We start from the raw sequence: 24,899 nt of genomic DNA, 5'->3' as shown, positions 1-24,899 counted from the left end.
GTCAGAGCCCCTTTGCCGTCGTCACGCGCAGATGCCGGACGATGCGGCGCCCCTCAGCGGCCACGATCTCGCGATCGAGTGCCTCGATGGCGCGGTCGATCTCGGCCACGCTGCGATAGTCGACACTCCGTCCCTCGTAGCTGACGCGGGCCACGCCCGATGACCGTTGCACCGCCAGTGTCTCACGCCTGGCGCGGAGATCTGTGAGTGTCGCCATCACGGTCACCCCATGTAACTCGACCTGACCGTCCGACGCTGCGCCGACGGCCGGGCGCTGGATTTGACCGGCTCAGGGCCAGCAAGCCCCTCAGTATCGACAGCCAACTGCCGCTCCAGTTCCTGCCAGTGCGCCTCCGACCAGCGGTCGGCACCGGCGATCCATGCGGCTGCGCGGGCATAGACGCGAACATCGAGCGCTTCGTTGCGTTCGCGAAGCTTCTGCCATTCGAGCCGCTGGAAGCCGCGTTTCGTCTTGACCGTTACCAGCTGCTCGGCGGTCAGCTGTTTCAACCATTCGCCATCAGCCCAGTCCGGCAGATGGATGGTGCCGGGCGGGACCATCGCACCGGCAGTAATTTCTTCACGGGTCGGCTGGTCCTGCCGCAGGAAGCGATAGGTCTCGGCCTTGAAGGTCGAGGTGGCGACTGTCCACAGCCTCGCACCGCGTCGGAGCCTTTTGCCTGCGATAGTCGCATCCACGAATGTTGGACCTGTCACCGGGCTCGCCCGGTTGAAGCCTTCGACGCCTTTGACGGGTGCCACCTGTGCGAAGCCCACAGCCCGAGACCACGCATAAACAGCACTGGTCTCGAAGCCTGTGTCGATGGCCAGCCGCGCAATCGTCATGTGCTGGCCGCTGGCATGGGCCCAGGTCTGCGAAAGAAGCCTTGTCAGCTTGAGCCAGCAGCCCGGATCGCTGGGTCCGCCCTCGATCACAACATGATCGATGAGCCAGCTTTCAAGCCCCCGCCCCCAGGCCCAGACATCGACCTCGATACGATCCTTCTGGACGTCGGCACCAGCCGTGAGGAAGAGTCCGTTTTCCGGAACGGTGCCAACCTTCCACTGTTCACGCCGGTCATAGAGGCGCTGCCAGTCGGGCGCTTCGCCCGACTCCATCCAGGTCTCGCCCAGCAGCACGTTCTTGGCCGTCTTGAGCGCCGCGTCATTGTGCTGGGCCTCGTCCCAGCTTCTTGCGATGTCGGCCCAGCTGGTCCAGCCTACCGGCGAATAGAGGCCTGAGAGATGATAGCCGCGGGTCCGTGTATTGTTGCCTTCTGCCGTGGCACGCCATTCGCCCTTCGCCAGCATCTCGGTCTTGGCCGCTTCCGTGATCGGTAACTCGCAGGATTGACAGATGTAGGCAGCTGTTCCCGGGCTGCCCTTCTCCCAGCGCAACCGTTCGAACTGCAGCCACTGCATGGTTCCGCAATGCGGGCACGGCACGAAATAGCGCCGCTGATCCGAGGCATCGTATTCGCGTTCGATGCGTGACAGACCCTTGATCGTCGGTGTCGAAACCAGGAACAGCTTCTTGCGGTGTCCGAAGGTGGCGGTGCGGACTTCGGCCAGTGCAATCGGGTCCCCCTCTCCATCCACATCACCGGGATAGGCATCGACCTCGTCGAGGAACACATAACGGGCCGGCATGGAGCGAAGCCCCGTTGCGCTGTTGGCACCGGTCAGCACAAGCTGTCCGCCGGGGAACCGCTTTGCCAGCACCGTGTTGCCGCTGTCGCGGGAGCGTGCCGGCGCCACGATCTTCCGAAGCTCGGCGCTGTCCTCAATGAGTGGATCAATGCGCTGCTGCGAGTTGCGCTTGGCCAGTTCCACCGTCGGCTGCACGGCAAGGATTGGACCCGGTGCCTGGTGGATGATGAACCCGATGAAGTTGTTTCCAGCCTCCGTCGCCCCGGTCTGAGCTGCTTTCATGAACACCACCCGCTCGATGGGGCTCGAGGGCGACAGGCTCTCCATGATCTCGCGCATGTAGGGTGTGCGCGATGTCCTGTACTTTCCAGCTTCCGCTGCGGCCCTGCCGGACAGGATGCGATAGGTGTCCGCCCACTCCGCAACGGTCATCGGCGGGTCCGGCGTCAGGCCATCGGTGAGGCTTCGGAGAAACTGGCGGTTGCCTTCGTAGTCATGTGCCGCGGAGATTGAGGTCGTCTCCCGCTGAGGCCTTGAGCTGTTCGCGGACATGGGTATTGAGCAGCGCCTCGAGCTTGTGGACGTCTACCACGAGATCGGCCGCCATGAGGGCTGCGACACGTGCGGGCCAGCCAGTCCAGCTGTCTCGGATGCGGCGGGCAAAGGCGAACCCCTGCTCGATGGCATAGTCCCGTTCGACCACTTCGCCCTTCTCACGCCTGAGCTTCTCGCGCAGCAACTGCACGGTGAGCACCTTCTCTGCCGTCTTGGCATGCAGGTAGCTCATGCCGCCCACAAGAGGTGAACCCGACTCCGAGAGGGTCTCCCGCACCGCGCTCACAGCCGCTTCCGGCACTGGCTTGAGGATCCGGGGCGCACGGGCCTTCGACGGATCTGCATTCTGCACCCAGCTGCGGTCGGTCTTTACGGGGTCGATGCTGCCATCCGGCTCCAGCGTCACCCGTCCCGAGGCAATGGCCTTCCGGACACTCGTATGGCTGACACCGCGATGGGCGGCGTAGGCGCGGATCGACAATCCCATGATCTACAGCCTCGTGAAAGAGCAATCATGTTGCTGCCGGTCGACTTGATAAGATCTGTGTACAGAGCAAATGTGTGATCATCAAACGAGGCTCAAGGAGCAAGCAGATGCGCAAACCCTCAGACAACAGCAAGGCGGGTGCCGCCTTCATCGCGAAGAAGGCCGAGATCGACGCGATGCTCGCCCGCCTTCGGGCCCTCAGCGACGATCACTTCGGTGCTGATCCCGAGACGATCCACTGGGGTCACGTCGGAACGCTCAGCCACTACGCCGAACTCCTCAAGCGCATCACCGACAGCGCCTTCCACGAAGGCGAGCACGCCGAATAGAGCGCTTCATTGGACGCCGAGTCTCCGCCCCCGTCTGATTGCGGGGCTCGGGGTCGTAGAAGCCGGCGATCCCCGCTGGCTCACGGCCCAAAGGAGCCGACCGCCAATGACAAGACTTTCCGATACCCAACTCATCGTTCTCAGCGCTGCCGCGCAGCGTGATAACCATCTGGCGCTGCCACTGCCGCCGAACCTCAAGGGCGCCGCCGCCCACAAGGTGATCAATCCGCTCATCGAAAAGGGCCTCCTCGAAGAGGTTGAAGCAAATCGCAAGCTTGGTACCCCCCTGTGGTGCGAGACTGGCGATGGTTACGGCGTCACGCTCGTCATCACGGCAGCGGGAGTGGCGGCACTCGGGATAGAGTCCGAAGCAGCCGCACTCACGGCCGCAGAATCTCCCACATCCTCGGAAGCGGCAATAATCACAGGCGACGTTGAAGCCCCGCTCACACCCGCGACTGCTCCCAAGGAACGCAAAACGCGTGACGGCACCAAACAGGCTGCCATAATCGCAATGCTGCAGCGCCCGGAAGGCGCCACCATCGAAGATCTTGTCGCCACAACCGGATGGCAATCTCACACGGTGCGCGGCGCGATGGCAGGTGCCCTCAAGAAGAAGCTCGGCCTCACCATCGAGTCCGAGAAGATCGAAACCCGAGGCCGCGTGTACAAGGTGCGTCCGTAAACGCCGTCAGCGACCGCAGTCCTCTTGGCCAGCGGCCTAATACTGCTTTTGCACAGGTCACGACCAGTGCCACAACGCTTGACCATAGCCTTAACAATCTTGGAACCGGCTATCTGCCAACAATACTGCGGCCGAGATGTTTCTGGACAAAAACGCTAAATATCAGAGCGGGAATCATCATCAGGATCGTGGCCGCCGATAGGTGCGCCCACTCTTCCGCCTCTCCTCCAACCTGCGCCTCTTTCATGGAAAGTTGACCCACTGCCCAAGGCGGTAACGTCAGCGCGTGGTCAGCCGTCAGATAAACTGCGAAGAGGTACTCATTCCAGCACATCAAAAAGACAATCAGGCCGGCGGCTGCGACACCCGCCTTCACCATCGGCAGCAGGATGGTGAAAAAAATGCCGAAGTGAGAAGCACCATCGAGTTGAGCGGCCTCTTCCTGCTCGGTTGCCCGAGGGCCAAGAACCGGCAGGAGAAGCCAGACGGCCACTGGCACATTGATGGCGGTATAGACAAAGATCATGGCCGCATGCGTATCCCGTGTACCGGTCACCATGGCGAGCATGTAGAGTGGAATCATCAGGATGATGGGCGGCAAAATGCGGGTTGCCAGCATCAGGGCTATAATGGTGGACGCCGACATGGCAGGCCCTCGCCTGCGGAGGCCGACGGCCAGGATTAAGCTGGCTACTGCTCCGGCGAAAAGCCCGCCCCGCAGTAACTCACCCGAGACTGAAATGCCTGCCAAAGCACACGCGGCTGCAACGGCGGCACATGCAATAGTTGTCCAGCGGGTTGCCGGTGGAAACCGGGTCAACCCGTAGATTGCCATACCGCTGACAACAATCGTCAAAACTGTAGCTGCACCCCCAATCACCGCCGAATTGAGAAAGCGCGTCACGAGGCTTTCACTCTGGTCAAACAGGATGAAGCGCCACGCATCCAGAGACGGTATGTAATCGACAAATGGAAAATAGCCGGGCGGCTTGTCGATGTTCTCCACGCTCTTGAAGGAGGTAATCGCCACCCAATAAATCGGGATGAGACACACAAGCGTCCAGATCAAAAGAATTGTGTAGGTGAAAACCTTGCCAAGTCTACTCACGGTGCCGCCCACAGATAATGGTAAGCCAGCCAGCCTGCCAGTATGACCGATGCAATCCAGAGTAATATGATTATCACCGCGGCCAGCCGACTGACAGGCCGTTCCTGGGCGGCGTCTGCCAGGGCACGATGCTCTGCCATGATATCTGGTGGAATAAGCTTCACCACGAGATAGATTCCCAGGGGCAAGAGCACTACGTCATCGAGATATCCCAGTACCGGGATGAAATCCGGGATGAGGTCAATCGGCGAAATTGCGTAGCCGGCCACGACAACTGCCAGCGCTTTGGCATACCACGGCACGCGCGGATCACGGCTTGCCAGATAGAGGGCATGCACATCTCTCTTGATAATGCGTGCCCAAGCGTGCAGCTGCTTCGTCATACAGTTGAAATTTGACGCCATATGTCAGTTTAATTCATAAGATGGCTGATTGCCTGTTCAAAAAGGCAAGACCTGCGGAGGAGATGGCAATGATTACTCATCCACGCAGACCACGAGCTCGAAGCGTCGAGGACCCATAAAACTTTGCTCCGAGGCTCAGATCGCAACCTTGGGGCTAAATTTGCGAGAAGATCAATCAATAATAGCGGGTCAAGGTGCTGCAACAACACAGCGGCTCGCCTTCACGTCATCAAAGGTCCGGTCCTCGGCTTCCAACACTGCGACACCGCCTGTGAGATTCTGCCAGCGCTCGACTATCACGTCCATGTATTTGGGGTCGAGTTCCAGAAGTCGTGCTGACCGGCCAGAGCGCTCAGCAGCGATGAGCGTCGTACCAGAACCGCCAAAAGGATCGAGAACGATATCGCGGCTCTTGCTGCTGTTGCGAATCGCACGCTCGACGAGTTCGACCGGCTTCATGGTGGGGTGGAGATCGTTGACACGGGGCTTGTCGACGAACCACACATCGCCCTGGTCGCGGGCCCCACACCAAAAGTGGTCGGCACCCTGCTTCCAGCCATAGAGGATGGGTTCATACTGCCGCTGGTAGTCGGCACGGCCCAGCGTAAAACTATTCTTCGCCCAGATGACGAATGTCGACCACTTGCCGCCGGCGTCGGTGAAGGCCTTCTGTAGCGTGTGGAGCTCGGAGGAACTCATGCAGATGTAAAAGGCGCCCTTGGTCACCATCAGCATGTTGACGCAGGCATCGTAGAGAAATTGATAGAAGCCCTCGCCCAAGGCATCATTGAGGATGCGCCTGTCCTTGCCGCGCATTTTGTCCTTGGCGGAATTGCCATAGTCGACATTGTAAGGTGGATCGCAAAAAACCATGTCCGCGAGCTGGCCGTCCATCAGACGCTCAACGTCTGTGACGACCCTGGCATCACCACACAGTAGCCGATGGTTCCCAAGGATCCACAGATCGCCCGGCCGTGATGTTGCGACGACAGGAAACTCGGGAAGTTCAGCTTCCTCAGCGGCCGCTGCGTCTCCATTATCGAGGCCCGCAAGATAGCGGTCGAGGTCGTCTGTCGCAAAGCCCAGGAGGTCGAGTTCGAACTTCTCGGCGTCGAGTTCCTGGATCAGCACCGACAGCGCTGCCTCGTCCCATCCGGCGTTGAGCGCCAGCTGGTTATCGGCAATGACGAGTGCCTTGCGCTGCGCGTCCGACAGATGGCCCAACCGGATGACCGGCACCTGTTGCAGTCCCAGTTCCTTCGCCGCCGCAAGCCGCCCGTGTCCGGCAATGATTGTGCCCGTGGCATCGACGAGGATCGGATTGGTCCAGCCAAATTCACGGATGCTGGCAGCGATCTGTTTGATCTGGATTTCGGAATGCGTGCGCGGATTGCCGGCAAAACCTGACAGCACAGACACGTCCACGCGCTCGAGGGCGTAACTCTCGGGGATCATCGATACCTCATGGCGTGGAAACCGGGTGGAACCCGAAGTGGAAACCTGGTGCCTGGAAAATGGAACCTTGTACCGGAGGTTTCCACCCAAGGTTTCCACCAACACCGCCAAAGCTTAAAATACGAAAGACCCGATAAAACGGGCGTGTTTTCAATCGATGCTGTCCGCGTGATGCGATCGTTGTGGGGTGGAAACTGGAAACTGGGACCCCAAATTGGAACCCTGACGCTAGCGGGATGCTGCGCTGAGCCCCCCCTCTACGCTTCTCTACGCGGAAGGACCCGTGAATTCATCTGGCTCGTCACATCGGAAGAGCTCAACTCCGGACACATTTCTGAGCTTTCAATAACAGAACTTTTATTGGTGCCGCTGACACATGTCAACAGACAATTTCAAGTAATCTGAACATTTTTCTAGTAAGTTGGATTCCAGTTCCACTCGCATACCAATTAGAACTCACAACCGCAAGGCCTGCACGACCGCTTTGGGGAAAGCGCTTCAAGAAATGGGACAAAAGTGATGCGTTGATGTAGTATGCATTAGTTGGCATTGTGATCACAACGGCGGTGCTGGGATCACGAACGAGGACTGTGCTTTATCTTGGCTGTCGTTCCTTTGGGCTAGAGACGTGACATTGGAAGCTGATCTACATGTCAGAGATAGGCGCGGGCGCAAGTTGGCGCTGACGCCTGAGTTGGTTGCCCGCTGTTTTCGGGCCGAGATCGATCCGGGTCCGAATCCTGATTACACGCCCCTAAGGGATGAGGTACGGTCAGCATTGACTGAGCGGCTGCTCGCGGACCGACCAGAGGGTCCTCTTTGGGTCTTCGGCTATGGCTCACTGATCTGGAACCCGAGCTTTGGGGTTGCGGAATATCGGCGCGGCACGGCACTTGGATGGCATCGGGCGTTCTGCATCGAGCAGACACGCTGGCGAGGAACACCAGAACTCCCTGGCCTCATGATGGCGCTTGCCCGTGGCGGCCGATGCGCAGGCCTTCTGCTTCGACTGCCCGAAGCAGAAGTTTCCGACATTGTTCATCGGCTCGTGCGGCGCGAGATTACCGCGCACGAAGATTTAGGCATGGCCCGGTGGATCTCAGTCGTGACCGCTGAAGCATCGATTCGCGCTCTGGTGTTCTGGGCGGGCCCGTCGGGGCGGGGCATCTCGCTGCGACTGCCGCTTGAGGCGGTGGCTTTGCGTCTTGCCCACGCGTGTGGCCACTATGGTTCCAGCGCTGAATATCTTTACCAGACTGTACTGAAGCTAGAGGAACACGGCATCCGCGACCGCAATCTCTGGCAGCTGCAAAGGTTGGTGGCAGAAGAAGTCGAACGCTGGGACCGTCGCTGAGCCAGTTGGCGCTTACACGGCGCTGCCGTCCGAAGACGGGAACGCATCAAACGTCACTGCAAATCACCGTAAGCGGAACACCCGCACCAGCGCATTGAGGGCCACTCGCAGGTTGCCCAAGTCCTCTTCTTTCCAGTGCATGGCGTCCTCGTCGGTGCAGACAACACGGTAGATCAGCAGCGTAGGCCGTCTGCCCGCTGACAGGCGATGCTCACGGTCGCACGCATCGAGCGCATCGGTTGCATCACGGAACCGCCGCTTCAGCTTCTCGGTGACCTCGAGTACGGGCTCGCTGGGAGCGCTGCCGATAATACCCTCGTTGATGAGGAGACCTGCCACCGAGCGCGGGCTGGGGGATGGCAGGCCGATCGCCACGTGATGGTGGTGATACAGTTGGGCAAAGGCGACGCCGGCCTGGTATTGTGTTTCGCTGATCATCTGCTTGAAGGCGAGCCGGCCCAATGCCGTCCCCAGCCGTTCATCTCGTGCCTGCTTTGCTGTTACACCGAATTGCCTTTGGCGTGCGTCAATCACCGTGCTCATGGCATCCTTCTCCAGCTCCTGTTTCGTGCGCTTGCCACAGGGGTAGCGCTTGCCAGGCTTGCGTTTGCGTCCACGGACCATGGTTCACACACCTTCCGTTGATGATGTTGTGATGAGTTCGCGCAGCACCGCGGCATAGCCGCAGACATCAACTGCGGAGTCCTCGTTGGTTGGATCATGCGCAAGGCGGGCAAGCTTGAGGTCGATGAGGCACAGGACAACCTGAGCAGGTGTGACTGGCTGGCCCAGCGTCACTGACCATCGTGTGGCGAGAGCCATCATGGCGGTGCTAGCTGCGCCGTATTGCGCACGGCGCTCGCTGACAATGTTGGCAGCGTGCTTGAGGAACATCTCGGCCGACATCACTGCACCCCTCCATTCGTCTCGAGAGCCCAGAGCAGGATGGCGATGGCATCGGCTTCGTTGTCGTCTGCAGGCTCAAAGCCGCGTTCGCGCATGGCGGCGATCATTGCGGCCTTGTCCGCATTGCCCTTGCCGGTGGCGAAGCGCTTGATGGTTCCAACCGGCACTCCCTGATACGCGATGCCATGTAGCTCACACCAGGACGTCAGCGCAGCAAGGAAGCCGCCGTAGATGTGAGAGGCGTCGGTTCCGGCATGCCGGCGCACCTCTTCGAAGTACACGGCATCGATGCCGCCGGTGACATCGAGCGTCTGGTCGAGCCATTTGCCGAAGCGCAGGTGGCGCATTCCACCGCCTTCGAAGCGGGTGGGCCGGAATTCAGCCGTGCCATGCAGGATGCGACAGCGGCTGTTGCGCACAGCCCACCCTGTGGTGCTGCCGAGATCGAGGGCGAGGATGGATGGAATCGATGGGCTTGCCTTTGCTGCGGCTGAAGCGGCATTGGGCGATGCTAGGCGGTTATCGGCAGGGTTCATGGTGAAGGCTCACGGATCGTGGGCCTTCGGCTTTGGTCTCGTTCAGAGAATCACACGGGGCGATGTGGATCAAGTGAAATCAGCTTGTTGCCCTTTGTCACCACCTGTCACCACTTCCGTCGCAAGGTGGTGACAAAAAACCCCAAGCAATAACAACGCTGTCACCACTGTCACCACCTGTCACCACCTTTTTCCCTTACATCGTATGTGGAAGAAAAAAACAGGGGACACACTCCTATAGCAAAAGGAAAAGAAGTTGGTGGTGCAGGTGGTGACAGTGGTGACAACGTTGATTTATCACGATTATTTCTGTCACCACCTGAGAACTGAGGTGGTGACAGAACCCGAGGTGGTGACAAAATGGCGGGGCCGGAGAAGCAATTTCAGCGCGCTCGTCACGCCGCGATAGAAGCTCTGCCTCGAGACGGATACCTCGCTAGGACACGATCATGACACCGCATGAAAACATGCATCCATCGCATGAAGGGCCTTGTGGGAAAACTCTTGCACGGAAAGCCATTACTTGCAGCGCCATAGCAAGCGCCGTCGCGACATACTGCAGTCGCAAGACACTCAAGCAGCAAGCAGCCGCGTCATAGCTTCGACAATCGAGGTGTTACTGTACGGCTTAGAGAAGAACATTGCCCCATCTGGGAGCTGGCTTTCGGCAACAACAGTCTTACCCGAGGCCACTAGTAGTTTGACGGGAGGCCAGCGGTCTCTGATGTGGTGGCATAGCTTGAGCCCGTCCATGGAGCCCGGCATGTCGACATCGGTGAACACGAGGTGAATGTCGTGCCGTGCTTCGAGTATGCCGATTGCCTCATCGGCATTCTTGGCCTCGACTGCCCGAAAACCTGCTGAAATGGTCAGGTCAACGGCGCTCATTCTGATCAGCGACTCATCTTCAACCACCAGAATTGTGGACCTTGCGATTGTCATTGCATATCCCCAAGGGCCGCCGTGATTTTTATTGTTGTGATGGCGACTACGCCATCGCAAGTGCTGCGGACCATTCACACGTTAAGCTGCCGCTGATCGGTAAGTTCCATCTTTCGTTGCAACATGAACGAGCGTCACAGCCGTGCCGGGAGAGTTGTCTGTAACTTCAACGGCCGCATCAAGCTGCGTGGCGAGAGCTTCCACAATGCCCGTTCCCAGTCCCGGCTTTGCATTTGGTCCGCTTGGCATGCCACTGCCTGTGTCTTCGACTGACAACGTCCAACCCGTGTCATGTCGGTGGTAGCTGACGTGAATCTGACCGGAGGCCTTTTCCTGAAAGGCATGTTTCAAGGCATTGATGACGAGTTCCGTCACAATAAGGCCAAGGCTCACCGAGACACCCGGCGGTACCAAGGCGTGGTCTGCCCTGACGACGATCTTGATTTGAGTGGGGTCCGAAATCATCGAAGTGCCGAGGCTTTCGCAAAGCTGGTGAAAATAGGGGGCCACGTCAACATCGTTTAGACTGGACTGGGCCAGTTGCCGCTGCACTGCGGCAATTGACAGGACACGATGATGGGCATTGTGCAGGTGACCACGGGCTTCTGTTGACTGCACTTGTCTGGCACTACGCATCAGAATACTGGCGATGATCTGGAGGCTGTTGGCGACCCTGTGCTGCACCTCAAGGAGCAGTATCTCTTTCTCGCGGATGAGGTCTGCCTTCAACTTCGCTTCTGCTCGGATGGCTGTCACGTCGGTGATCGCCAGCAAGAGCCGCGTGTGTTCCGCGTCGCCATCTTCCAATCTGGTGGCATTCAACACCAGATGGCGGGTCTCCTGCTCTCGTCTTATGAGGTCTGTCTCGTACATCTCGACTTTTGCCAAACCTCCTGCCGTAGCCTTCAGCAAGGACGCTATCTGAGGTATCCCCCATTCGCCGTGCCCGATCTCGGACAGCGGACGGCCGGGTACGGAGGCTGGGGCAATGTTGTAGACGCGGCAAAATGAGGCACTGGCTGCAATGAGCCGAAGGTCATCCGTCAAGAACAGGAGCGGTTCATTGGACGACGCAATGACGGCCAGCGTGCTGGCGGATTCGACATGGGTGGAGAGAGTGTCTGTCATAGCGTCCTCGACTGCCAGCAGACAGGGTAAACAAGATGATGAAGTGATGAGAAAAGAGGAAGAGACTGCTGTCTCTCACCTGTTGAGAGCGAAGACTACCACCTCGGAGACAGGAAACCTAATGAATAGGCTGTGAAGACAAGGCGGATGAATGGCGATCCGCTTGAAGTGCACATCGCTTCCGCCATTGTTCGCGTGCATCAGCATGGAGCCTGCATCACGAGGAATCAGCGTCAATCTTTGGGAGGGTCCTGCGGCGGGATGACAACCAAATTCTTGTGGTGGTCGATCGTAATGGTCTGCCAGTGCAGCTGACGTCGAGTCCGACGGAGCGAGAGATGTGGGGTCCTCACCCGTTTTCTGCCGGCAGCTTGCGGTAGCGCCATGCGCGCGTTTCTCCGGTCCGGCATTGGTATCTCCCCCACTGCCGTGATTTCAACCAAGCCCCGACGCGCATCTGGTCGAGCTTGGTCCACTTGGCAGGTTCGATGCTGAGCGCGCCCTCGAGGATCTCACCCACCGCGACGTCGCAAATCGGTTCGGTGCGTTCGACTTCTTCCTTGCGCCAGTCATCGATTCCCACAAAGCCGCGATTGACCCTCCGCACATCATGCGTCAGCCAGCGGTCGATGCGGGCATCCCATGCATCGGCCTGGTAGCGTGCATCTTGTGCGGCACTCGCCTCCGTCAGCAACGCCGGGTCCTCGATCCACCAGATGGCGCCGGATCTGTAGCGGTGGACAGCCTCGGCCCAGAGCTGATCGCGATCACGGGCCAGCGCTGGAATATCGATCGCGCCGCAGCGCAGCGGCCAGAAACGGCGGTTGCCGGTTTCATCGCGCAAGTATGTGTCCGGATTCACGGTGCCAGCGAACACGCACTGCCGCGGCACCTCGATGGTGTAGCGGCCATAGGGCGGGCGGAAGCGATCGGTGGTGCGTGTAAGGAACGCCTTGATGCGCGAGACCTCGGCGCGGCCGATGGCGTCGAGTTCGGCAATCTCCACGATCCACACTCCCTGCATGTGCAGCGCTGCATCCTTGGAGCCCAGCTCGGGGAGCTCGTCAGTAAACCAGTGCTCACCCGCGAGCACTTTCAGTGCTGTGGATTTCTTCGCACCCTGCGGGCCTTCGAGGATCAGCATGTGATCGGCCTTGACGCCCGGGCGATAGATGCGGGCGACGGCAGAGATCAGCCACAACGCACCCATGGCGTGATGAAGCGTCGTAGGCTTGGCGCCGAGATAGGTGCTGGTCCAGGTCTCGATCCGGGGCGTGCCATCCCACTTGAGCGTATCAAGCCAATCACGGACGGGATGAATGCGATGCTCGCGCGCCACGGCGCCAACGGCGCGGCCCACGACAACGGGCGCAACGTTGATGCCACGCAGCTGCAGCCATTCAGCGGTGCGAATGTCGTCGCCATCTTCCCATTCGCGTGGAAAGGCAGCGTCCGGGCTATCCCATAGCAGAGGCCGGCGCACCATGATCTCCTGGGCAAACGCGTCAAAGGCGAGGATGCCCGCGAAGGCCTGATCGGAGGTGAGCGCGATGATGACATTGGCTTCGTTGCGCTCGGGCGTCCCTGCGAGGTCCAGCCGCAGGCGGCGGAACCAGCGGGGCCTCGCGATTAGAGTGTTTGGATCACCGGTGGCGCTCACGCGGCGGCGCAATTCGGCCAGTTGCTTCTCGAGAATCGAAGCGGCGATTCCCGTGGCGGTCTTGATGCGGGCAACGACCTGGCGTTCGGTCAGGGGTTCGAGGTGGGCGAGCGCGAGGCGACCCAGGAGCGTGCTGAGAGCCTTGAGGTCGGGCGGATTGCTCAGCGCCTCCGCTGCTGTCATCAGCTCGGCATGGTCATCCTGGGGTGCAACTGCGGAGACTGGCGTGGGTTCATCCGCTTCTAAAGCATTGGTCGGCGGCATTACCATTTCGTCGGGGTAATCATCAGCTGCGGCCCCGCGCTGCAAATCATCATTGAAATCGTCCCCATGAAGAGGGTGAACGATTCGGCTAGCAATCCCTGCATTATTGAGCCGATCTGCAAGGGTAGCGGCCGCCTGACGTCCTGCATCCCCGGCATCGGCAAAGATCGTCACATGGGACACGCCTTCCGGCCACTGCCAGCGGCGCACGCCGTCGGCCGACAGCGCCGCCCAGACGGGGATCCCGAAAATGCGATGCGCGGCAAGCGCCGTTTCGATTCCTTCGGCAATACCAAGTTGACCCGCGGGCGTCATGGAGAACAGCCGTACCGAACCGCCGGCAACAGGCCCCAGCATCTTCTTGCCCGGCGGTGCCTTGGCCGAGCCGTCATCCAGCAGGAACGTCCGATGTATGCCGCCCGTCGGCTCACCCCGGCCGTCGCGGACGATTGCCACCATGCCCGCCCAGCCGCGTCCCGTCTCGAAGTCGGTCAGGTCGACGTTATAGAGCAGGTCAGGAGAGCATGGATCTTCGAGGCCCCGAGATCTCAGATAGGTTTCGGCGGGCGTACCGGCGAGCGGCTGGCAGGATTCAAGGATGCGTGCGATGTCGAGGCTGTGGTCGGGCCTGGAAGCCGCAACCGTCATCCTCGGCGCCGGCGTATCAAGCCGCGCCAGACGGGCTGCCTCGGCAAACAGCGCCCGGTCGGAAAGCCCCGTTGCGTGATGGATGAGATCGATGCCGGCGGCAAATTCCCCGGTCGCGTGATCATAGCCGGTCCCGGCATAGGGCCCCTTGAGATGAAGGATGCAGGAGCCCTCGCCCCGTGGCGCCCGGCCCGAGAGATCGGCACAGCGCAGCGCCCTGCGGTCCGCCGCCATGCGCGCATGGGGAAACAGCTCCGGCAACCAGTCCGGCGCGGTGGCGGAGAGGCGGCGTCGGATCTCGGGCAGGTCGAATTGCGCCGGAGGATGCCAGACGTCGTTGAGATCGATCATGCGGCTGCACCTCAGGCCAGTATCACAAGCCCGCGCTCGGCACGCGTGATGGCGGTATAGAGCCAGCGGCGCCGATCGGCCTCGCTCTGCCCCAGGCCATCGTCCCAGACGATGACATTCTCCCATTGCGAGCCTTGCGCCTTGTGGCAGGTGATGGCCCAACCATATGTCGCCTCCGACAGCTGCCGCTTGATCTTCCAGTCGCAGTCGTGGCGGTGGGGATCAAAAGACAGATGATCCTCGAAGTGACCCTTATAGAAGCGAAGCCTTCCGCGGCTGCCATCGGCATCAAGCAGCGGCCCGACAGGCTGCCCATCCTCATCATGCGCCTGGGCCGAGAAGTAGTGCGTGCCCTCGTCGACGATGTCTTCCAGCGTGATGAACATGCCATTGATCAGTCCGAAATCATTCTGGTTCTTGAGACAGATGATCTTCTCCATGGAACCGGACGGCAGGGTGCCGCCATCACTGAATCCCGCTGCCCTGCGCATGGCATTGTTCAGTTCGAACCGCGTGGCATTGCGGCCGCAGATGACCTGGCCTCCCCTCAATGCCTGCTCAGGCGTCACATCCATCTTGCGCATCTTGGCGACATGGGCGTCATACTGCCCGAAGCCGATAGCCTCGCCCTGCCGCGCCATGGTGGCGAGTCGGATGATGGCGCTTTCGCCCGCCTGGCGGTGGATTTCCGTCAGCATGACGTCGGGCGCATCGCGGGTGAACGCTCCCTCACCCTTGATCGGCGGCAGCTGGCCCGGATCGCCCAGGACAAGGATCGGCTTCTTGAAGCTCATGAGGTCGCGCGCCATGTCCTCGTCGACCATCGACACCTCGTCGAGAACGATGAGTTTCGTCAGCGCCGCATCGCTCTGCGGATTCAGCGTAAAGCGCGGCTGCTTCATCTGCGCCAGCGCCTGCCGCATCGCTTCGATAGCGGCCTCCACTGTCGTCTTCTCGAAGCCAGTGAGCCCGCGTGCCTGTTGCTTTTCCTCATCGATCTTCGCTGCGGCGGCTGCCACCTCATCCTCGGTCGCCTCGATCACGCTGTAGATCAGGCTGTGGATCGTGCGCGCTGGCGTTCCCTTGCGCCGCAGTACGAGCGCCGCCTTGCCAGTGAAGGTGGAGGTCACCACATCCGGCACACAATGCCTTGAGGACACGGACGTGCTGAGGCCAAGCTCCTCCAACGCAAAGCGCAGCACCGTACTTTTGCCACTTCCGGCATAACCAAACAGCCGGCACACTTGCTGATGTTGAGAGCGGTTCACGAACCAGTCCTTGATCTCAGCGATTGCCCTCGCCTGGGCGTCGGAGGGTGTGAAGGCATTCATGCAGCAACCTCGTAATCCTTGACGACGCCACCCCGGGACATGTCTCCGACCTCGCATTCGCGCACGAACACACGGCGGCCGCCAGCGAGATTGCGCCAGTGTCCGCGGCGGATATGCCAGCGAGGGCTTGCATGGGTACCGCCCTGGCCGGGGCCACGCACGGTCAGCTTCGAAGGGTCGATGCTGACGGTGTGCCATACCCAACCCGTGACACCGGCCTTCTCGCATTTCCGGCGCCCGGGCAGTGGTAGACTGGCGCTATGGATTTCGGGGCTCATGGCAAGAATGTTCAGTGCCCGCACATACATGCCAGCCGAAACATATGCGAAGAGTTCAACTGCTGCGTCTTCATGAACATGCCTGGGATTGGCAAATGTCTCGAGTTCGCCGGTAACGCGAAAGATGAGCCGCATGAGCGGGCCAACCCAGAGATTCCGCTCGACACCCTTGATCAGCAGGAAGGCCTCTGCATCCGGGCCGAGGTTACGGCAATAGAGAATGTACGACTCGCATTCTCCCAGCTTGTCCTTCACCTCGAAGATGACCTGCTCATGCGGAAGGCAAATTTCTTGATCGAGAGTTGAGCGGCATAACTCCGTGATTTTGTCGCTGTCGAAAACGTCCTGGTCGGGAAAGACGTAAACGGGAGCACTCACCAGACCGCGTATCTCCCCGAGTTCGTCGAAGCTGGAGCGGCGTGCGTGATACAATGCTTTCAACTCGTAAGCGGCGGGCACTTTCATGAGTTCATCTCCCAGCATGATGAGTGAAACGGACAGAAACGGCAGATGTAGAAATCGGGGCTCGCAGCGATGCGGGACGGCAAGTCGTTGCATTCGACGGCGCGGATGATGTCGGCGGCCTTGTCGGAGAGTGCTTGCGCAACGTGCGGAACGAGGTCCACGCGTTCGTGGTGGAGTTCCTGCGTATCCTTGTTGAGACAGGTGAACAGCGCCACCTCGAGCTCCATATAGGCCATGTAGAGCTGGAGCTGCGCGTAGTAGACGGGCTTCGAGTGCGCGACGCCGCGCTTCACGACATCGGTCCAGGATTTTGCCTTCACGGCCTTGTGCTCCCAAAGTGCTGGCCATCGCACACCGATGTCAGGCCCACTGACAATGACGCCATCGATGTGCCCCTTGATCCTGCCGCCCGCTGTCTCGAAGCCGAACTGACCACCATCACGGCGTTGAGTGCGTAGCTCGAAGCCCGCACCTCTCATCCAGCTAATGGTGAGGTTCTCGAATTGATGACCGACGGCAAAGATGCGCAATGTCTGACCGGAGAAGGCCTTGTCCGGATCCTCTGGCGTTCGCATGTATTCATAAGCAAGGCGGCGGCTGCATTCCTCACCAATGCGACTGGCGCCAAGGTAGGTTCGCGGGACCTGCAAGCGGTGACGCGCGATGAGCGCATCATCAATGTAGGCGTTCACCGCTGATGAAAGACTGGCCTCTGCTTCATAGCAGGCACCAGACCCATGATTGAGGTCGATGAGCATTGGCATTTCCCTTCGTTCAGAAAGGGATCGGGTCATTGAAGGTGCCGGTGCGCTCGGGCACGTTGGCCTGCCGCAGCATGCTGTCGACGTAGCCTGTCACCACGGCTTCGATGAGCTGTTCGATGTCTTCAGCCTTGCGGTCATGGAACACCGGCATCAAGCCGAGTTCGGTCAGCGCCTCGGCAAACGGACGGCGGGCATCCTTTAGGGCCTGTATCTCGCGGGCGGTCTTGTCGATCATGCCGTTCGTCTCCGTGGCGATCGCTGCCCCAAGCTCGAGGCAGCGCGTGGAACAGAAATGGTGGTGGGGATAAAGGTCGAAGCGCAGGGCCAGGCAGAAGCCGAAGCCCAGCGCTTCGCGATTGCAGACGGCGCAATGGATCACCCGCTCCTCAGGAAACGGCGGAGATCGGCGGTGTTGTCCGGGTCCTGCACGATCCGGTGCGAGGCCATCACGATGAACTTCGAGATGGCGTTCTGTGCGATGGCCTCGAGATCGCGTAGGGTGAGGCTGTGAATGGGCTGGTCCAGCTTTCCTCTTGCCTCGAGCCATGCGCCGATCTCCTTCGCGGCCTCACGCGTCATGTGGGCCTGCCATTCGTCTTCCGTCATGGGATCAGGAGTTGAGCCATTGAGGTATCGAGGCCGCAGGCTTTGCTTCAGGAGAAACGGCCGGTCCTTGTGCGGAGGCTTGCGGCTGAGACCATGCCGGTGCGGCCGCTCCCCCGTCGGCACGAGATTTGCGTGGTGCGGCGTTGACGGGATCAGGCGGCACCGGCTGCCCGGCGATGACCTTCGCGTATTCGGGATCACCGGGGACGACGACGTTGGCGATCCGGTTGCTCGCGGCATAATCGTCATTCTTTGGCTCGATCATGATGCGGGCTGCGAAGACAATGCCGTCGAGCTGCCTGAGTCCCTCAAGCTTGCGCTTGGCACACGCCGCGGGCGTTTCATCTTTCGGGTCAAGGCCAGTGGCAGAATCGATCATGGCGCGGAACGACGACTTGGCGATATTCCAGCCGATGGAGTCGCCCTTGTCATCGCGGCGGCCGCCGGCAACCGTGAAGTTCTGCCAGAACTTGCGCCGCGCATAGGGACCGTCCAGAAGCGTGAGCTCGCAATTGAGCATGAGCGCGTCGCTCCGGTCGGAGGACTTCAGAAGTTTGGCATCCATGGGCACAGCACCATTGGTGCCACCGGGGCGGACGTTAAGCTTCACGCGCGAGAATACGCCATCGGGTATGAGCTCACCCTGGGGTGACATCTGCTGCTGGGCATCGTTGAAGTCGAACATGGAATCTTCTCCTTAGGTTTTTGGGGGTTGGTTCAAGCGGTGTGATGGTCAGGGGCGGCATCAGCCGGGATCGGACGGCTGGGCCGGGAACTGCCGTTGATCTTGGCGAGGACGGCGCCAAGATCGGGGGGCTCGGTGACGCTCAATCGGCCGGAGCGATCCTTGGCGGGCAGTCCGAAGGGATTGCCGGCCTGGCAGACGAGGCGGCGGGTGGAAGACTTTTCGTCCAGCACGTAGCTACCGTCTTCCTTCTCTGAGAACAGGTGCATCGACATGACCTGGTCGACGATGCCCGGCAGTTCGCGCGCGGCTTTCGTACCTTCCAGCTGCGGCTGCCATGTCGATTGATTGAAGTCGTCTGTTACCTTCTCGAGGACACCGACGAAGATCACCGTCTTTCCCGGTGCGTGCTGGAAATGCTTCAGCGACTGGATGACTTCGCGGCCGAGGAGGCCATAGGCTCCGCGGACATCGGGCTTGCCGGTCTTCTCGGAAAAAGCCTCGGGCTGCTGCTTGGCATAGGCCATGGCCTGGCGCGTCAGTTCGGTGATCGAGTCGATGAACAGGATCGGCCGCGATGCGAGGAATTCCTCCAGACCTGTGTCGCGATATTCGGCACGCACCGCGGCGTGGTAGGCTTCGCCATAGTAGGAATCGCGATGCGCTGCAGGATCAGGCCCGCCAACCAGAATGGCGAGCTTGCGGAAACTCACGAAGTCACGGATCGGAATGCTGGCACCCTGCCAGTCCTGCACCGATTTGAGCCCGGCCTCGAGATCGAAGCAAACGGTCTTGTCAGCGGGAAGCGTCGTCAGCAAGTGCGTCTTGCCGGCGCCTGGTGGCCCGAAGATCGCGCAGGAACTCTTGAGGTTGGCTTTCGACAGCCGTTCGTCGGCTGTCACGATCTTCAGTGGCATGATGTGGCTCCTCTCGAAATGACGATGATGGGCTGCGAGACATGGGAGAGATGGCGGGGTGTTGACCGGGCGCCGAAGGACAGCCCTGCCCGCCCTTGCGGCACGGACCACCCCGCCATCTTGTTCAGAAGCTCTTGGGCGGTATGAGCTCGTAGCTCGGCCGTCCCGTCTCGACGGCGCGCGCCGGCGTGAACAACTCCTTCAACCGCGCCGGCCAGGATTCGTAAGCGCGCTCGGAAACCTCGAACTTCGCCTTCACATACTCGGCAAGATCCTCGCCCCAGCCGGAGCTGATCAGGTCGACAATCTCCTTCAGGCGCCGCTGGTCCCATTTGACCCGCTTCGGCAGGTCCGCCACGATGATGAAACCGTTGTCTTCAAAGCGCACGGTCCCGGTGTCCTTTGCATCAGCGGCACGAACCTGTTTGGCCCGCGCCCCATAGCGGTAGTCAAGTGCAGCTTCGAGTGAAGTGGTGATCGATCTGGCGATGCGTTGGTTGGAATCGGCTTCTTGCCGAAGGCGGGCCAGCTCTGATGCTGGCAGGTCGGCGATCTGCTTCACAGCGAGTGCCGGGAGATCAGCAACAGAAACCGATGTGTCCCGCTTCAGAGGCAATGCCTCGTCGGTACATTTGGTCAGGAGAACGGAAGGAACCATCAGGCAATATCTTTCCTGTGCGGCGCGGAGGACTTGTCCAGCCGGTGATTGTTTCGGGAGGTGGAAATTTGGCGGAAGTTACGAGTGATGCGTCATCCCGGCGGGCCGGTCGCATTAACCGTCGCCGTCAGCCCTGCAGGCGAGTCCCGCTTTTCCTTGGCGCCCTTCGATGCGAGCGACTGGATGACGCGGTAGACAGGCTTGAGCTTCGGCGTTTCCGCCTTGCGCACGGCGATGTATTCCCAGAAGCCGATGCCGATGCGCTTCTGCATGAGGTGCACCCAGTGCTCGTCGGCAAGCATCCAGGCGCAGTTGCCGATCTCGCCGATCTTGCGTCGCACGGGCTCAGGATAACCTTCACCATGGGTTTGACGGTCCCGGCTGAGGTGGCCGCGGTAATAGACGATCCGGTCACCCGGCTTTGCCTCCGCGACCCAGACGCAGAGATCGACATCATTCATGATGTCCTTCGGCATAAGTGCTGGTTGCACTGAAGGGCAGGTCGAGTGGTTTGCCGATTTCAGCATGGGGATTCCCAATTGCTCGAGGCCACGTGGCTGGTGTTGGTGATGCGCGTAGGCGCGAGGCCTGCGGCGATGAGCCTGAGACGCAGCTGGCGAAGGCCGCGGTAGAAAGAGGCAGCAGGCTGGCCACTCCTGCGCTGGGCATCAGTCACAGTTCCAGTTTCGGCAACATGAGCGAGAATGTTCTGCAAGGACGCAGGAAGGCGCTGTTGCACGACCATCGTGTCGATCGCCAGGATAGCGGCCGCCTCAACATGACGCTGCTCGGCAGGACGCACTTCGTCATTGCATCCAGTGATCGCAACCGAATGTGCATGCCGCTGCAGAATGGTGAGCGCTGCGTTCCGTGTCACAACCGTGACGAACGCGCCCCATGATCCGCGAACCGGATCAAAGCGGTCCGCACGCGAGATCAGGTCGAGAAGGATATCCTGGCGGTGATCTTCGCGATCACGCGCGGGATCCGAAATCTGCCGGGCGAGGCGATGTCCGCGGTGCTGCGCGGCGATGATGGCAAAGCTTGCCTTCGCCTCGTCGAGTAAATCGTCCGATGTGTGTTGGCGTTGCATGGTGCGTTCCGATGTGGCGTTGTCGTTTCGAACACCACGAGGACAGCACGGGCTCTCCGGGGAAAGCGAGGCGCAATGGGGAACAATGGGGAATAAGTCTTTCCACAGGAATTATTCCCGCGATTGCAGCTGTAGGAACAATTGCTTATCGGCGATTTTGCGACTGGCGGGGATTAAATGGGGGGAAGAATTCATGGAATAAATCCCCAGGGCCACCTGCGACCTCTGGACTCAGGAGCCAAATGGAACATATAGTGAACACACAAGACGACACCGCCCGGAGGCACCGCATGATCCCCACGCTTGATTTCGATTTCGGCATCCGAAAGCCGCCGGGTGCGGAAAGGATCTGGGCCCTCGCCAGCAGCTTAAGAAAGCAGGTGTTGCCTGCCAATCCGGAACATCCGCTCGAGGCCTCATCCATCGCCAGCCTTTGTCCGCGCCTTGCGATCAACGGCCGGGTGATCGAGGTCGGCTGGGACCTTGAGAACCGCGTTCATGATGTTGACGGTCACGAGGTCTACGGCGTCTGCGAGATCGATACGGAAACCTCAGGCACTGTCAGTGTCTCGATCAACGGCCCCTTGCTCGAAACGAGACCTGACCTGCTGCTCAGCACCGCGGCGCATGAACTGGGCCACGTCGTCTTCGACGCTCCTGAGATACTCTCCGATCGTTGTGGAACAAGAAGGCAGTATCGCACAGCGGAATCCGCGGCCCGCGACTTCACGACGGCCGAAACCCGCTCCGAATGGTTCGCCAACGAGTTCATGGGGGCACTTCTTGTCCCCGCCCTTGCGCTGCACCGCCGCCTGCTCACGCATGCGCGGGAGGAAAGGCTTGAAACAACCAAGACCAGGAGCTTTGGCCATCCTGCCTGGCCCACTGTTTCCGCCGTAAATGACTCTGATGCGCTTGCCGGCATCACCGATGTCCTCGCGCAGGAGTTTGGGGTTTCGCCGCGGTTCATCAGCGTCAGGCTCAGCCTGTATGGGTTGATCGGCCGTCGCAAAAGTCTGGGAGACTTGAAATGAGCTTTGGCCCCTACATTCGCCACCGCCGCCTCGAACTGGGCCTCGGCCTCAACGAGTTTTCGGCGAGGATCGGTATTTCGCCCGCCTACTGGTCGCGGATCGAGCGGGGTATCGAGAAGGCACCGCGGGACGAACTCATCGAACGCACCGCAAGCCTTCTCGGCATGAGTGTCGATGAGATCTTCCTGCAGGCGGCACGGTTGCCACCGGACATGCAGAAAGATCTCCCCCAGGTCGTCACGCTCTACCGGCGCTTCAATACCGGCATGCGCCGCTAGGCGGCATGGTTGAACCTATTCACGATTCACACCTGCAGGGCGGCGCTCTGCCGGACCGCCAACATTGTTGTTTTCCGGGAGCGTAACCATGACCCAGTTGCAAAAGCCCTTCTATCACATCGACGAAGTTCTCGAGCGCTGGAGCATGTCCGAGCGCGACATGATGGCCTTTGTGCTGGCTGGGTCATTGACTGTTTCGGCAACAGTCGCCGGATTGCGGGTCACCTACGGCCTCTGCCGCCCATCGGCTGCAGGTGTGACCGACCGCATCGCCACCAGCCACAGCTATATCATCGAACTCGTGCCTATACAGCGCAGCGATGCCTGGCGTGTTTTCAAGCAGGGTGAGTTCGCCATCACCACGCTCCTTGCTCAGCCGGAAGAATTTGCCATGATCGACAATGCGGCCGGCAACAACCAGCATCTTGTGCAGAAGGTCGATCTGGTCATCGCCCATGATGAATTGGTGCGGTTTGAAAAGGCAAATCCCGCGATCATGGGCACGAGCACCACGGGAGACACCAGCCGGCGCGGCGCACCCTCACAGTTCGACTGGGATGACATATGGGTCGAGCTGTGCGCTGTCATTTATCTCGATGGCCTTCCTGAGACACAAGCTGAACTCGTCCAGCACATCGCCGGTTGGCTTGAAGGCAAGGGAAAGCGCGTACCTGACGACAGCACGATCAAGAAAAAGATCAGGCCGCTGTGGCAGCGGCTGCGATCAGAAGGGAAGCCGCAAGTGGGGTCAATGGCCGCAACTTGAGCATGGCAAAGCTCGGTACTGAATCCAGTTCGTTGAAGCAGGGTAAACCATGGCGTCGGTTGTGGAGCCCGTGCAGAAAGGCATGACCAGTGGCGCCATGGAGATGCTTGGCGCCGTGTCAACCAATGGCATAGTCGCGGTGGCTGCCAAGGCACCCCCTGAGAGTAAATCGCGGACCGACAAGTAATACACAGGCAGAGACACATGGAGCACTGCCTGTGAGAAATCCCCTCTCCCCCGACCTGATGACACCGGCCGAACGCCTCGCCGAACTTGGCCGCATCCTGGCAGCAGGCGTCATCCGCATGAAAGCACGACAGTCCAGCGGTTTATCTGCCGACTGCGGAGAAAGTTCCGTCGACTTGCCGCCCCGACAGAGCAGTCATGCAACTCCACTTCAGCGGAGAAACGCATGACGAATGTCGATCCCATCCCAGCGCGCCTGGTTGCTCTCAAGACTACCTCAACGCCGGATCTCAAGAAGCAGTGGCGACAGTTGTTTGAGACCGAGCCGCCCGCCTTCAATCGCCGTTATCTCGAAAGCCGCCTCGCCTACCGCATCCAGGAACTCGCCTACGGTGGGCTGAAGCCCGAGACCGTGCGGCGGCTGGAGAGGCTGGGTGAGGAACTGGACGGCGGCAGCAAGGCGAAGCGGCAGACACGGGCAGACAGCAGGCCGATTTCCGGCACGCGCCTCATCCGCGAGTATCAGGGCATCGAGCATTGCGTCACGGTGCGTGACACTGACTTCGAATACCAGGGCCGCCCCTACAAGTCGCTCTCGGCCATTGCGCGTGCCATTACCGGCACACAGTGGAACGGCCTCACCTTCTTCGGCATCAAATCCGCGGCGAGGAAGCACGCATGACCAAGCCTACTGCCCGCAAGCTGCGCTGTGCGGTCTATACCCGCAAATCCTCCGAGGAAGGCCTCGAGCAGGAGTTCAACAGCCTCGACGCCCAGCGCGAGGCCTGCGAGGCCTATATCGCCAGTCAGCGCTCGGAAGGCTGGGTGCTGGTCCGCGACCAGTATGATGATGGCGGCATCTCCGGCGGTACGCTGGAGCGCCCTGCCCTGCAGCGGCTGCTGTCCGACATCGAGGATGGACTGGTCGACGTGGTGGTGGTCTACAAGATCGACCGCCTGTCGCGATCGCTGATGGACTTCTCGAAGCTGGTCGAGGTGTTCGACCGCAACAATGTTACTTTCGTGAGCGTCACCCAGAGCTTCAACACCACCACCTCCATGGGGCGCCTCACCCTCAACATCCTGCTGTCCTTCGCCCAGTTCGAGCGCGAGGTGACGGCGGAGCGCATCCGGGACAAGGTCAGAGCCTCCCGCATGAAAGGCATCTTCATGGGCGGCACCCCGCCCTATGGCTACAAGCCGAAGGAACGGAAGCTCGTCATCGATGAGCAGGAAGCCAGAAGTTATCCGTCTTGGTCAAGGGGCGGTTTCGGTCCATGTTCGGTCATCCCTGATGAGAGCGTTTGCGAGGATCACCAGCTTGCGCATGACCGCGGCGATGGCGAGTTTGGCGGGCTTTCCGGCATTGACGAGGG

At 60.3% G+C, this 24,899-nt stretch carries 30 protein-coding genes and 3 pseudogenes; 10 read left to right on the top strand and 23 right to left on the bottom strand.

What is annotated here, in order from left to right:
* Nucleotide 1: 1 nt before the first annotated feature.
* The 3 genes from ACEW8Q_RS13995 to ACEW8Q_RS13985 are packed head-to-tail and all read right to left on the bottom strand — an operon-like array spanning nucleotide 2 to nucleotide 2,692.
* Nucleotides 2-217, bottom strand: coding sequence for a phage head-tail joining protein (locus ACEW8Q_RS13995; protein WP_373504670.1), 216 nt, complete (start codon nucleotides 215-217; stop codon nucleotides 2-4).
* A 5-nt stretch (nucleotides 218-222) separates the two neighbouring features.
* Nucleotides 223-2,202 carry a phage terminase large subunit family protein gene (locus tag ACEW8Q_RS13990; protein WP_373504669.1) on the bottom strand — a complete coding sequence of 660 codons (1,980 nt, stop codon included), beginning with the start codon at nucleotides 2,200-2,202 and terminating at the stop codon, nucleotides 223-225.
* Nucleotides 2,144-2,692, bottom strand: coding sequence for an elements of external origin (locus ACEW8Q_RS13985; RefSeq protein ID WP_373504668.1), 549 nt, complete (start codon nucleotides 2,690-2,692; stop codon nucleotides 2,144-2,146). Before ACEW8Q_RS13985 ends, ACEW8Q_RS13990 begins: the two co-directional genes overlap by 59 nt.
* Nucleotides 2,693-2,799: 107 nt before the next feature.
* Here ACEW8Q_RS13985 and ACEW8Q_RS13980 point away from each other — a divergent pair, with 107 nt between their 5' ends.
* Nucleotides 2,800-3,021 carry a hypothetical protein gene (locus ACEW8Q_RS13980; protein WP_373504667.1) on the top strand — a complete coding sequence of 74 codons (222 nt, stop codon included), beginning with the start codon at nucleotides 2,800-2,802 and terminating at the stop codon, nucleotides 3,019-3,021.
* Between the two features lie 106 nt (nucleotides 3,022-3,127).
* Entirely contained in the window at nucleotides 3,128-3,706 is a 579-nt protein-coding gene (locus ACEW8Q_RS13975; protein ID WP_373504666.1) for a DUF3489 domain-containing protein, read from the top strand.
* A 109-nt stretch (nucleotides 3,707-3,815) separates the two neighbouring features.
* Here ACEW8Q_RS13975 and ACEW8Q_RS13970 read toward each other — a convergent pair whose 3' ends face one another.
* From ACEW8Q_RS13970 to ACEW8Q_RS13960, 3 genes are all read right to left on the bottom strand, one after another.
* Nucleotides 3,816-4,814 carry a carbohydrate ABC transporter permease gene (locus ACEW8Q_RS13970; RefSeq protein WP_373504665.1) on the bottom strand — a complete coding sequence of 333 codons (999 nt, stop codon included), beginning with the start codon at nucleotides 4,812-4,814 and terminating at the stop codon, nucleotides 3,816-3,818.
* Nucleotides 4,811-5,197: a YkvA family protein gene (locus tag ACEW8Q_RS13965; RefSeq protein WP_373504664.1), complete on the bottom strand. Its 387-nt coding sequence runs from the start codon at nucleotides 5,195-5,197 to the stop codon at nucleotides 4,811-4,813. The genes ACEW8Q_RS13970 and ACEW8Q_RS13965 overlap by 4 nt, the downstream gene beginning before the upstream one ends.
* A 210-nt stretch (nucleotides 5,198-5,407) precedes the next feature.
* Entirely contained in the window at nucleotides 5,408-6,673 is a 1,266-nt protein-coding gene (locus ACEW8Q_RS13960; RefSeq protein ID WP_373504663.1) for a site-specific DNA-methyltransferase, read from the bottom strand.
* A 676-nt stretch (nucleotides 6,674-7,349) separates the two neighbouring features.
* Here ACEW8Q_RS13960 and ACEW8Q_RS13955 point away from each other — a divergent pair.
* Entirely contained in the window at nucleotides 7,350-8,027 is a 678-nt protein-coding gene (locus ACEW8Q_RS13955) for a gamma-glutamylcyclotransferase (RefSeq protein ID WP_373504662.1), read from the top strand.
* A 63-nt stretch (nucleotides 8,028-8,090) separates the two neighbouring features.
* Here the strand turns inward: ACEW8Q_RS13955 and ACEW8Q_RS13950 are convergent, their stop codons facing one another.
* The 5 genes from ACEW8Q_RS13950 to ACEW8Q_RS13930 form a co-directional block, all read right to left on the bottom strand.
* Nucleotides 8,091-8,651 carry a hypothetical protein gene (locus ACEW8Q_RS13950; protein WP_373504661.1) on the bottom strand — a complete coding sequence of 187 codons (561 nt, stop codon included), beginning with the start codon at nucleotides 8,649-8,651 and terminating at the stop codon, nucleotides 8,091-8,093.
* 3 nt (nucleotides 8,652-8,654) lie between these two features.
* Nucleotides 8,655-8,933, bottom strand: coding sequence for a DUF6378 domain-containing protein (locus ACEW8Q_RS13945; protein ID WP_373504660.1), 279 nt, complete (start codon nucleotides 8,931-8,933; stop codon nucleotides 8,655-8,657).
* Nucleotides 8,933-9,469 carry a crossover junction endodeoxyribonuclease RuvC gene (locus ACEW8Q_RS13940; RefSeq protein WP_373504659.1) on the bottom strand — a complete coding sequence of 179 codons (537 nt, stop codon included), beginning with the start codon at nucleotides 9,467-9,469 and terminating at the stop codon, nucleotides 8,933-8,935. The genes ACEW8Q_RS13945 and ACEW8Q_RS13940 overlap by 1 nt, the downstream gene beginning before the upstream one ends.
* 573 nt (nucleotides 9,470-10,042) lie before the next feature.
* Nucleotides 10,043-10,411, bottom strand: a complete 369-nt coding sequence (locus ACEW8Q_RS13935; RefSeq protein WP_373504658.1) for a response regulator — start codon at nucleotides 10,409-10,411, stop codon at nucleotides 10,043-10,045.
* Nucleotides 10,412-10,492: 81 nt separating this feature from the next.
* On the bottom strand, nucleotides 10,493-11,539 hold the full coding sequence (locus ACEW8Q_RS13930) for a sensor histidine kinase (protein ID WP_373504657.1): 1,047 nt from the start codon (nucleotides 11,537-11,539) through the stop codon (nucleotides 10,493-10,495).
* A gap of 174 nt (nucleotides 11,540-11,713) precedes the next feature.
* Here ACEW8Q_RS13930 and ACEW8Q_RS13925 point away from each other — a divergent pair.
* Nucleotides 11,714-11,871: pseudogene (locus ACEW8Q_RS13925) on the top strand (IS5/IS1182 family transposase); the annotation flags it as partial.
* A 17-nt stretch (nucleotides 11,872-11,888) separates the two neighbouring features.
* Here the strand turns inward: ACEW8Q_RS13925 and ACEW8Q_RS13920 are convergent.
* The 11 genes from ACEW8Q_RS13920 to ACEW8Q_RS13870 form a co-directional block, all read right to left on the bottom strand.
* Nucleotides 11,889-14,462, bottom strand: coding sequence for a VapE domain-containing protein (locus tag ACEW8Q_RS13920; protein ID WP_373504656.1), 2,574 nt, complete (start codon nucleotides 14,460-14,462; stop codon nucleotides 11,889-11,891).
* A gap of 11 nt (nucleotides 14,463-14,473) precedes the next feature.
* Nucleotides 14,474-15,793 carry an ATP-dependent RecD-like DNA helicase gene (locus ACEW8Q_RS13915; protein WP_373504655.1) on the bottom strand — a complete coding sequence of 440 codons (1,320 nt, stop codon included), beginning with the start codon at nucleotides 15,791-15,793 and terminating at the stop codon, nucleotides 14,474-14,476.
* Nucleotides 15,790-16,536, bottom strand: a complete 747-nt coding sequence (locus ACEW8Q_RS13910; RefSeq protein WP_373504654.1) for a hypothetical protein — start codon at nucleotides 16,534-16,536, stop codon at nucleotides 15,790-15,792. Before ACEW8Q_RS13910 ends, ACEW8Q_RS13915 begins: the two co-directional genes overlap by 4 nt.
* Nucleotides 16,533-17,294, bottom strand: coding sequence for a hypothetical protein (locus tag ACEW8Q_RS13905; protein ID WP_373504653.1), 762 nt, complete (start codon nucleotides 17,292-17,294; stop codon nucleotides 16,533-16,535). Before ACEW8Q_RS13905 ends, ACEW8Q_RS13910 begins: the two co-directional genes overlap by 4 nt.
* A gap of 16 nt (nucleotides 17,295-17,310) precedes the next feature.
* Complete coding sequence (locus ACEW8Q_RS13900) at nucleotides 17,311-17,679, bottom strand: DUF6511 domain-containing protein (RefSeq protein ID WP_373504652.1); 369 nt, start codon at nucleotides 17,677-17,679, stop codon at nucleotides 17,311-17,313.
* Nucleotides 17,676-17,906, bottom strand: coding sequence for a hypothetical protein (locus ACEW8Q_RS13895; RefSeq protein WP_373504651.1), 231 nt, complete (start codon nucleotides 17,904-17,906; stop codon nucleotides 17,676-17,678). The genes ACEW8Q_RS13900 and ACEW8Q_RS13895 overlap by 4 nt, the downstream gene beginning before the upstream one ends.
* 4 nt (nucleotides 17,907-17,910) lie before the next feature.
* Nucleotides 17,911-18,591, bottom strand: a complete 681-nt coding sequence (locus tag ACEW8Q_RS13890) for a hypothetical protein (RefSeq protein ID WP_373504650.1) — start codon at nucleotides 18,589-18,591, stop codon at nucleotides 17,911-17,913.
* A 32-nt stretch (nucleotides 18,592-18,623) separates the two neighbouring features.
* On the bottom strand, nucleotides 18,624-19,508 hold the full coding sequence (locus ACEW8Q_RS13885; RefSeq protein ID WP_373504649.1) for an ATP-binding protein: 885 nt from the start codon (nucleotides 19,506-19,508) through the stop codon (nucleotides 18,624-18,626).
* 124 nt (nucleotides 19,509-19,632) lie between these two features.
* Nucleotides 19,633-20,070, bottom strand: a complete 438-nt coding sequence (locus tag ACEW8Q_RS13880) for a hypothetical protein (protein WP_373504648.1) — start codon at nucleotides 20,068-20,070, stop codon at nucleotides 19,633-19,635.
* Nucleotides 20,071-20,258: 188 nt separating this feature from the next.
* Nucleotides 20,259-20,693: a hypothetical protein gene (locus tag ACEW8Q_RS13875; protein ID WP_373504647.1), complete on the bottom strand. Its 435-nt coding sequence runs from the start codon at nucleotides 20,691-20,693 to the stop codon at nucleotides 20,259-20,261.
* Nucleotides 20,687-21,259 (bottom strand): sigma factor, encoded by a 573-nt coding sequence (locus tag ACEW8Q_RS13870; RefSeq protein ID WP_373504646.1) that lies wholly within the window; start codon nucleotides 21,257-21,259, stop codon nucleotides 20,687-20,689. The genes ACEW8Q_RS13875 and ACEW8Q_RS13870 overlap by 7 nt, the downstream gene beginning before the upstream one ends.
* A 290-nt stretch (nucleotides 21,260-21,549) precedes the next feature.
* On the opposite strand from ACEW8Q_RS13870, the gene ACEW8Q_RS13865 reads away from it, so the two are divergent.
* The 6 genes and pseudogenes from ACEW8Q_RS13865 to ACEW8Q_RS13840 all read left to right on the top strand — a co-directional run.
* The gene (locus ACEW8Q_RS13865; RefSeq protein ID WP_373504645.1) at nucleotides 21,550-22,293 is read left to right on the top strand and encodes an ImmA/IrrE family metallo-endopeptidase; all 744 of its coding nucleotides are present in this window, start codon (nucleotides 21,550-21,552) and stop codon (nucleotides 22,291-22,293) included.
* Complete coding sequence (locus ACEW8Q_RS13860; protein WP_373504644.1) at nucleotides 22,290-22,571, top strand: helix-turn-helix domain-containing protein; 282 nt, start codon at nucleotides 22,290-22,292, stop codon at nucleotides 22,569-22,571. The genes ACEW8Q_RS13865 and ACEW8Q_RS13860 overlap by 4 nt, the downstream gene beginning before the upstream one ends.
* A gap of 145 nt (nucleotides 22,572-22,716) precedes the next feature.
* A complete protein-coding gene (locus ACEW8Q_RS13855; protein ID WP_373504643.1) occupies nucleotides 22,717-23,337 on the top strand; it encodes a hypothetical protein in 621 nt (206 codons plus the stop codon).
* 49 nt (nucleotides 23,338-23,386) lie between these two features.
* On the top strand, nucleotides 23,387-23,524 hold the full coding sequence (locus tag ACEW8Q_RS13850; RefSeq protein WP_373504642.1) for a hypothetical protein: 138 nt from the start codon (nucleotides 23,387-23,389) through the stop codon (nucleotides 23,522-23,524).
* Between the two features lie 225 nt (nucleotides 23,525-23,749).
* On the top strand, nucleotides 23,750-24,205 hold the full coding sequence (locus ACEW8Q_RS13845) for a DUF2924 domain-containing protein (protein ID WP_373504641.1): 456 nt from the start codon (nucleotides 23,750-23,752) through the stop codon (nucleotides 24,203-24,205).
* A pseudogene (locus ACEW8Q_RS13840) lies at nucleotides 24,202-24,762 on the top strand (recombinase family protein); the annotation flags it as partial. The gene ACEW8Q_RS13845 and the pseudogene ACEW8Q_RS13840, both read left to right, overlap by 4 nt.
* Nucleotides 24,763-24,780: 18 nt before the next feature.
* Here the strand turns inward: ACEW8Q_RS13840 and ACEW8Q_RS13835 are convergent.
* A pseudogene (locus ACEW8Q_RS13835) lies at nucleotides 24,781-24,899 on the bottom strand (IS110 family transposase); the annotation flags it as partial.

Origin of the sequence: Aestuariivirga sp. (assembly GCF_041738905.1) — a bacterium.
GTDB lineage: Bacteria > Pseudomonadota > Alphaproteobacteria > Rhizobiales > Aestuariivirgaceae > Aestuariivirga.
Note: the sequence above shows the minus strand (reverse complement) of the source record. Positions and strands in the feature narration are given on the sequence as shown.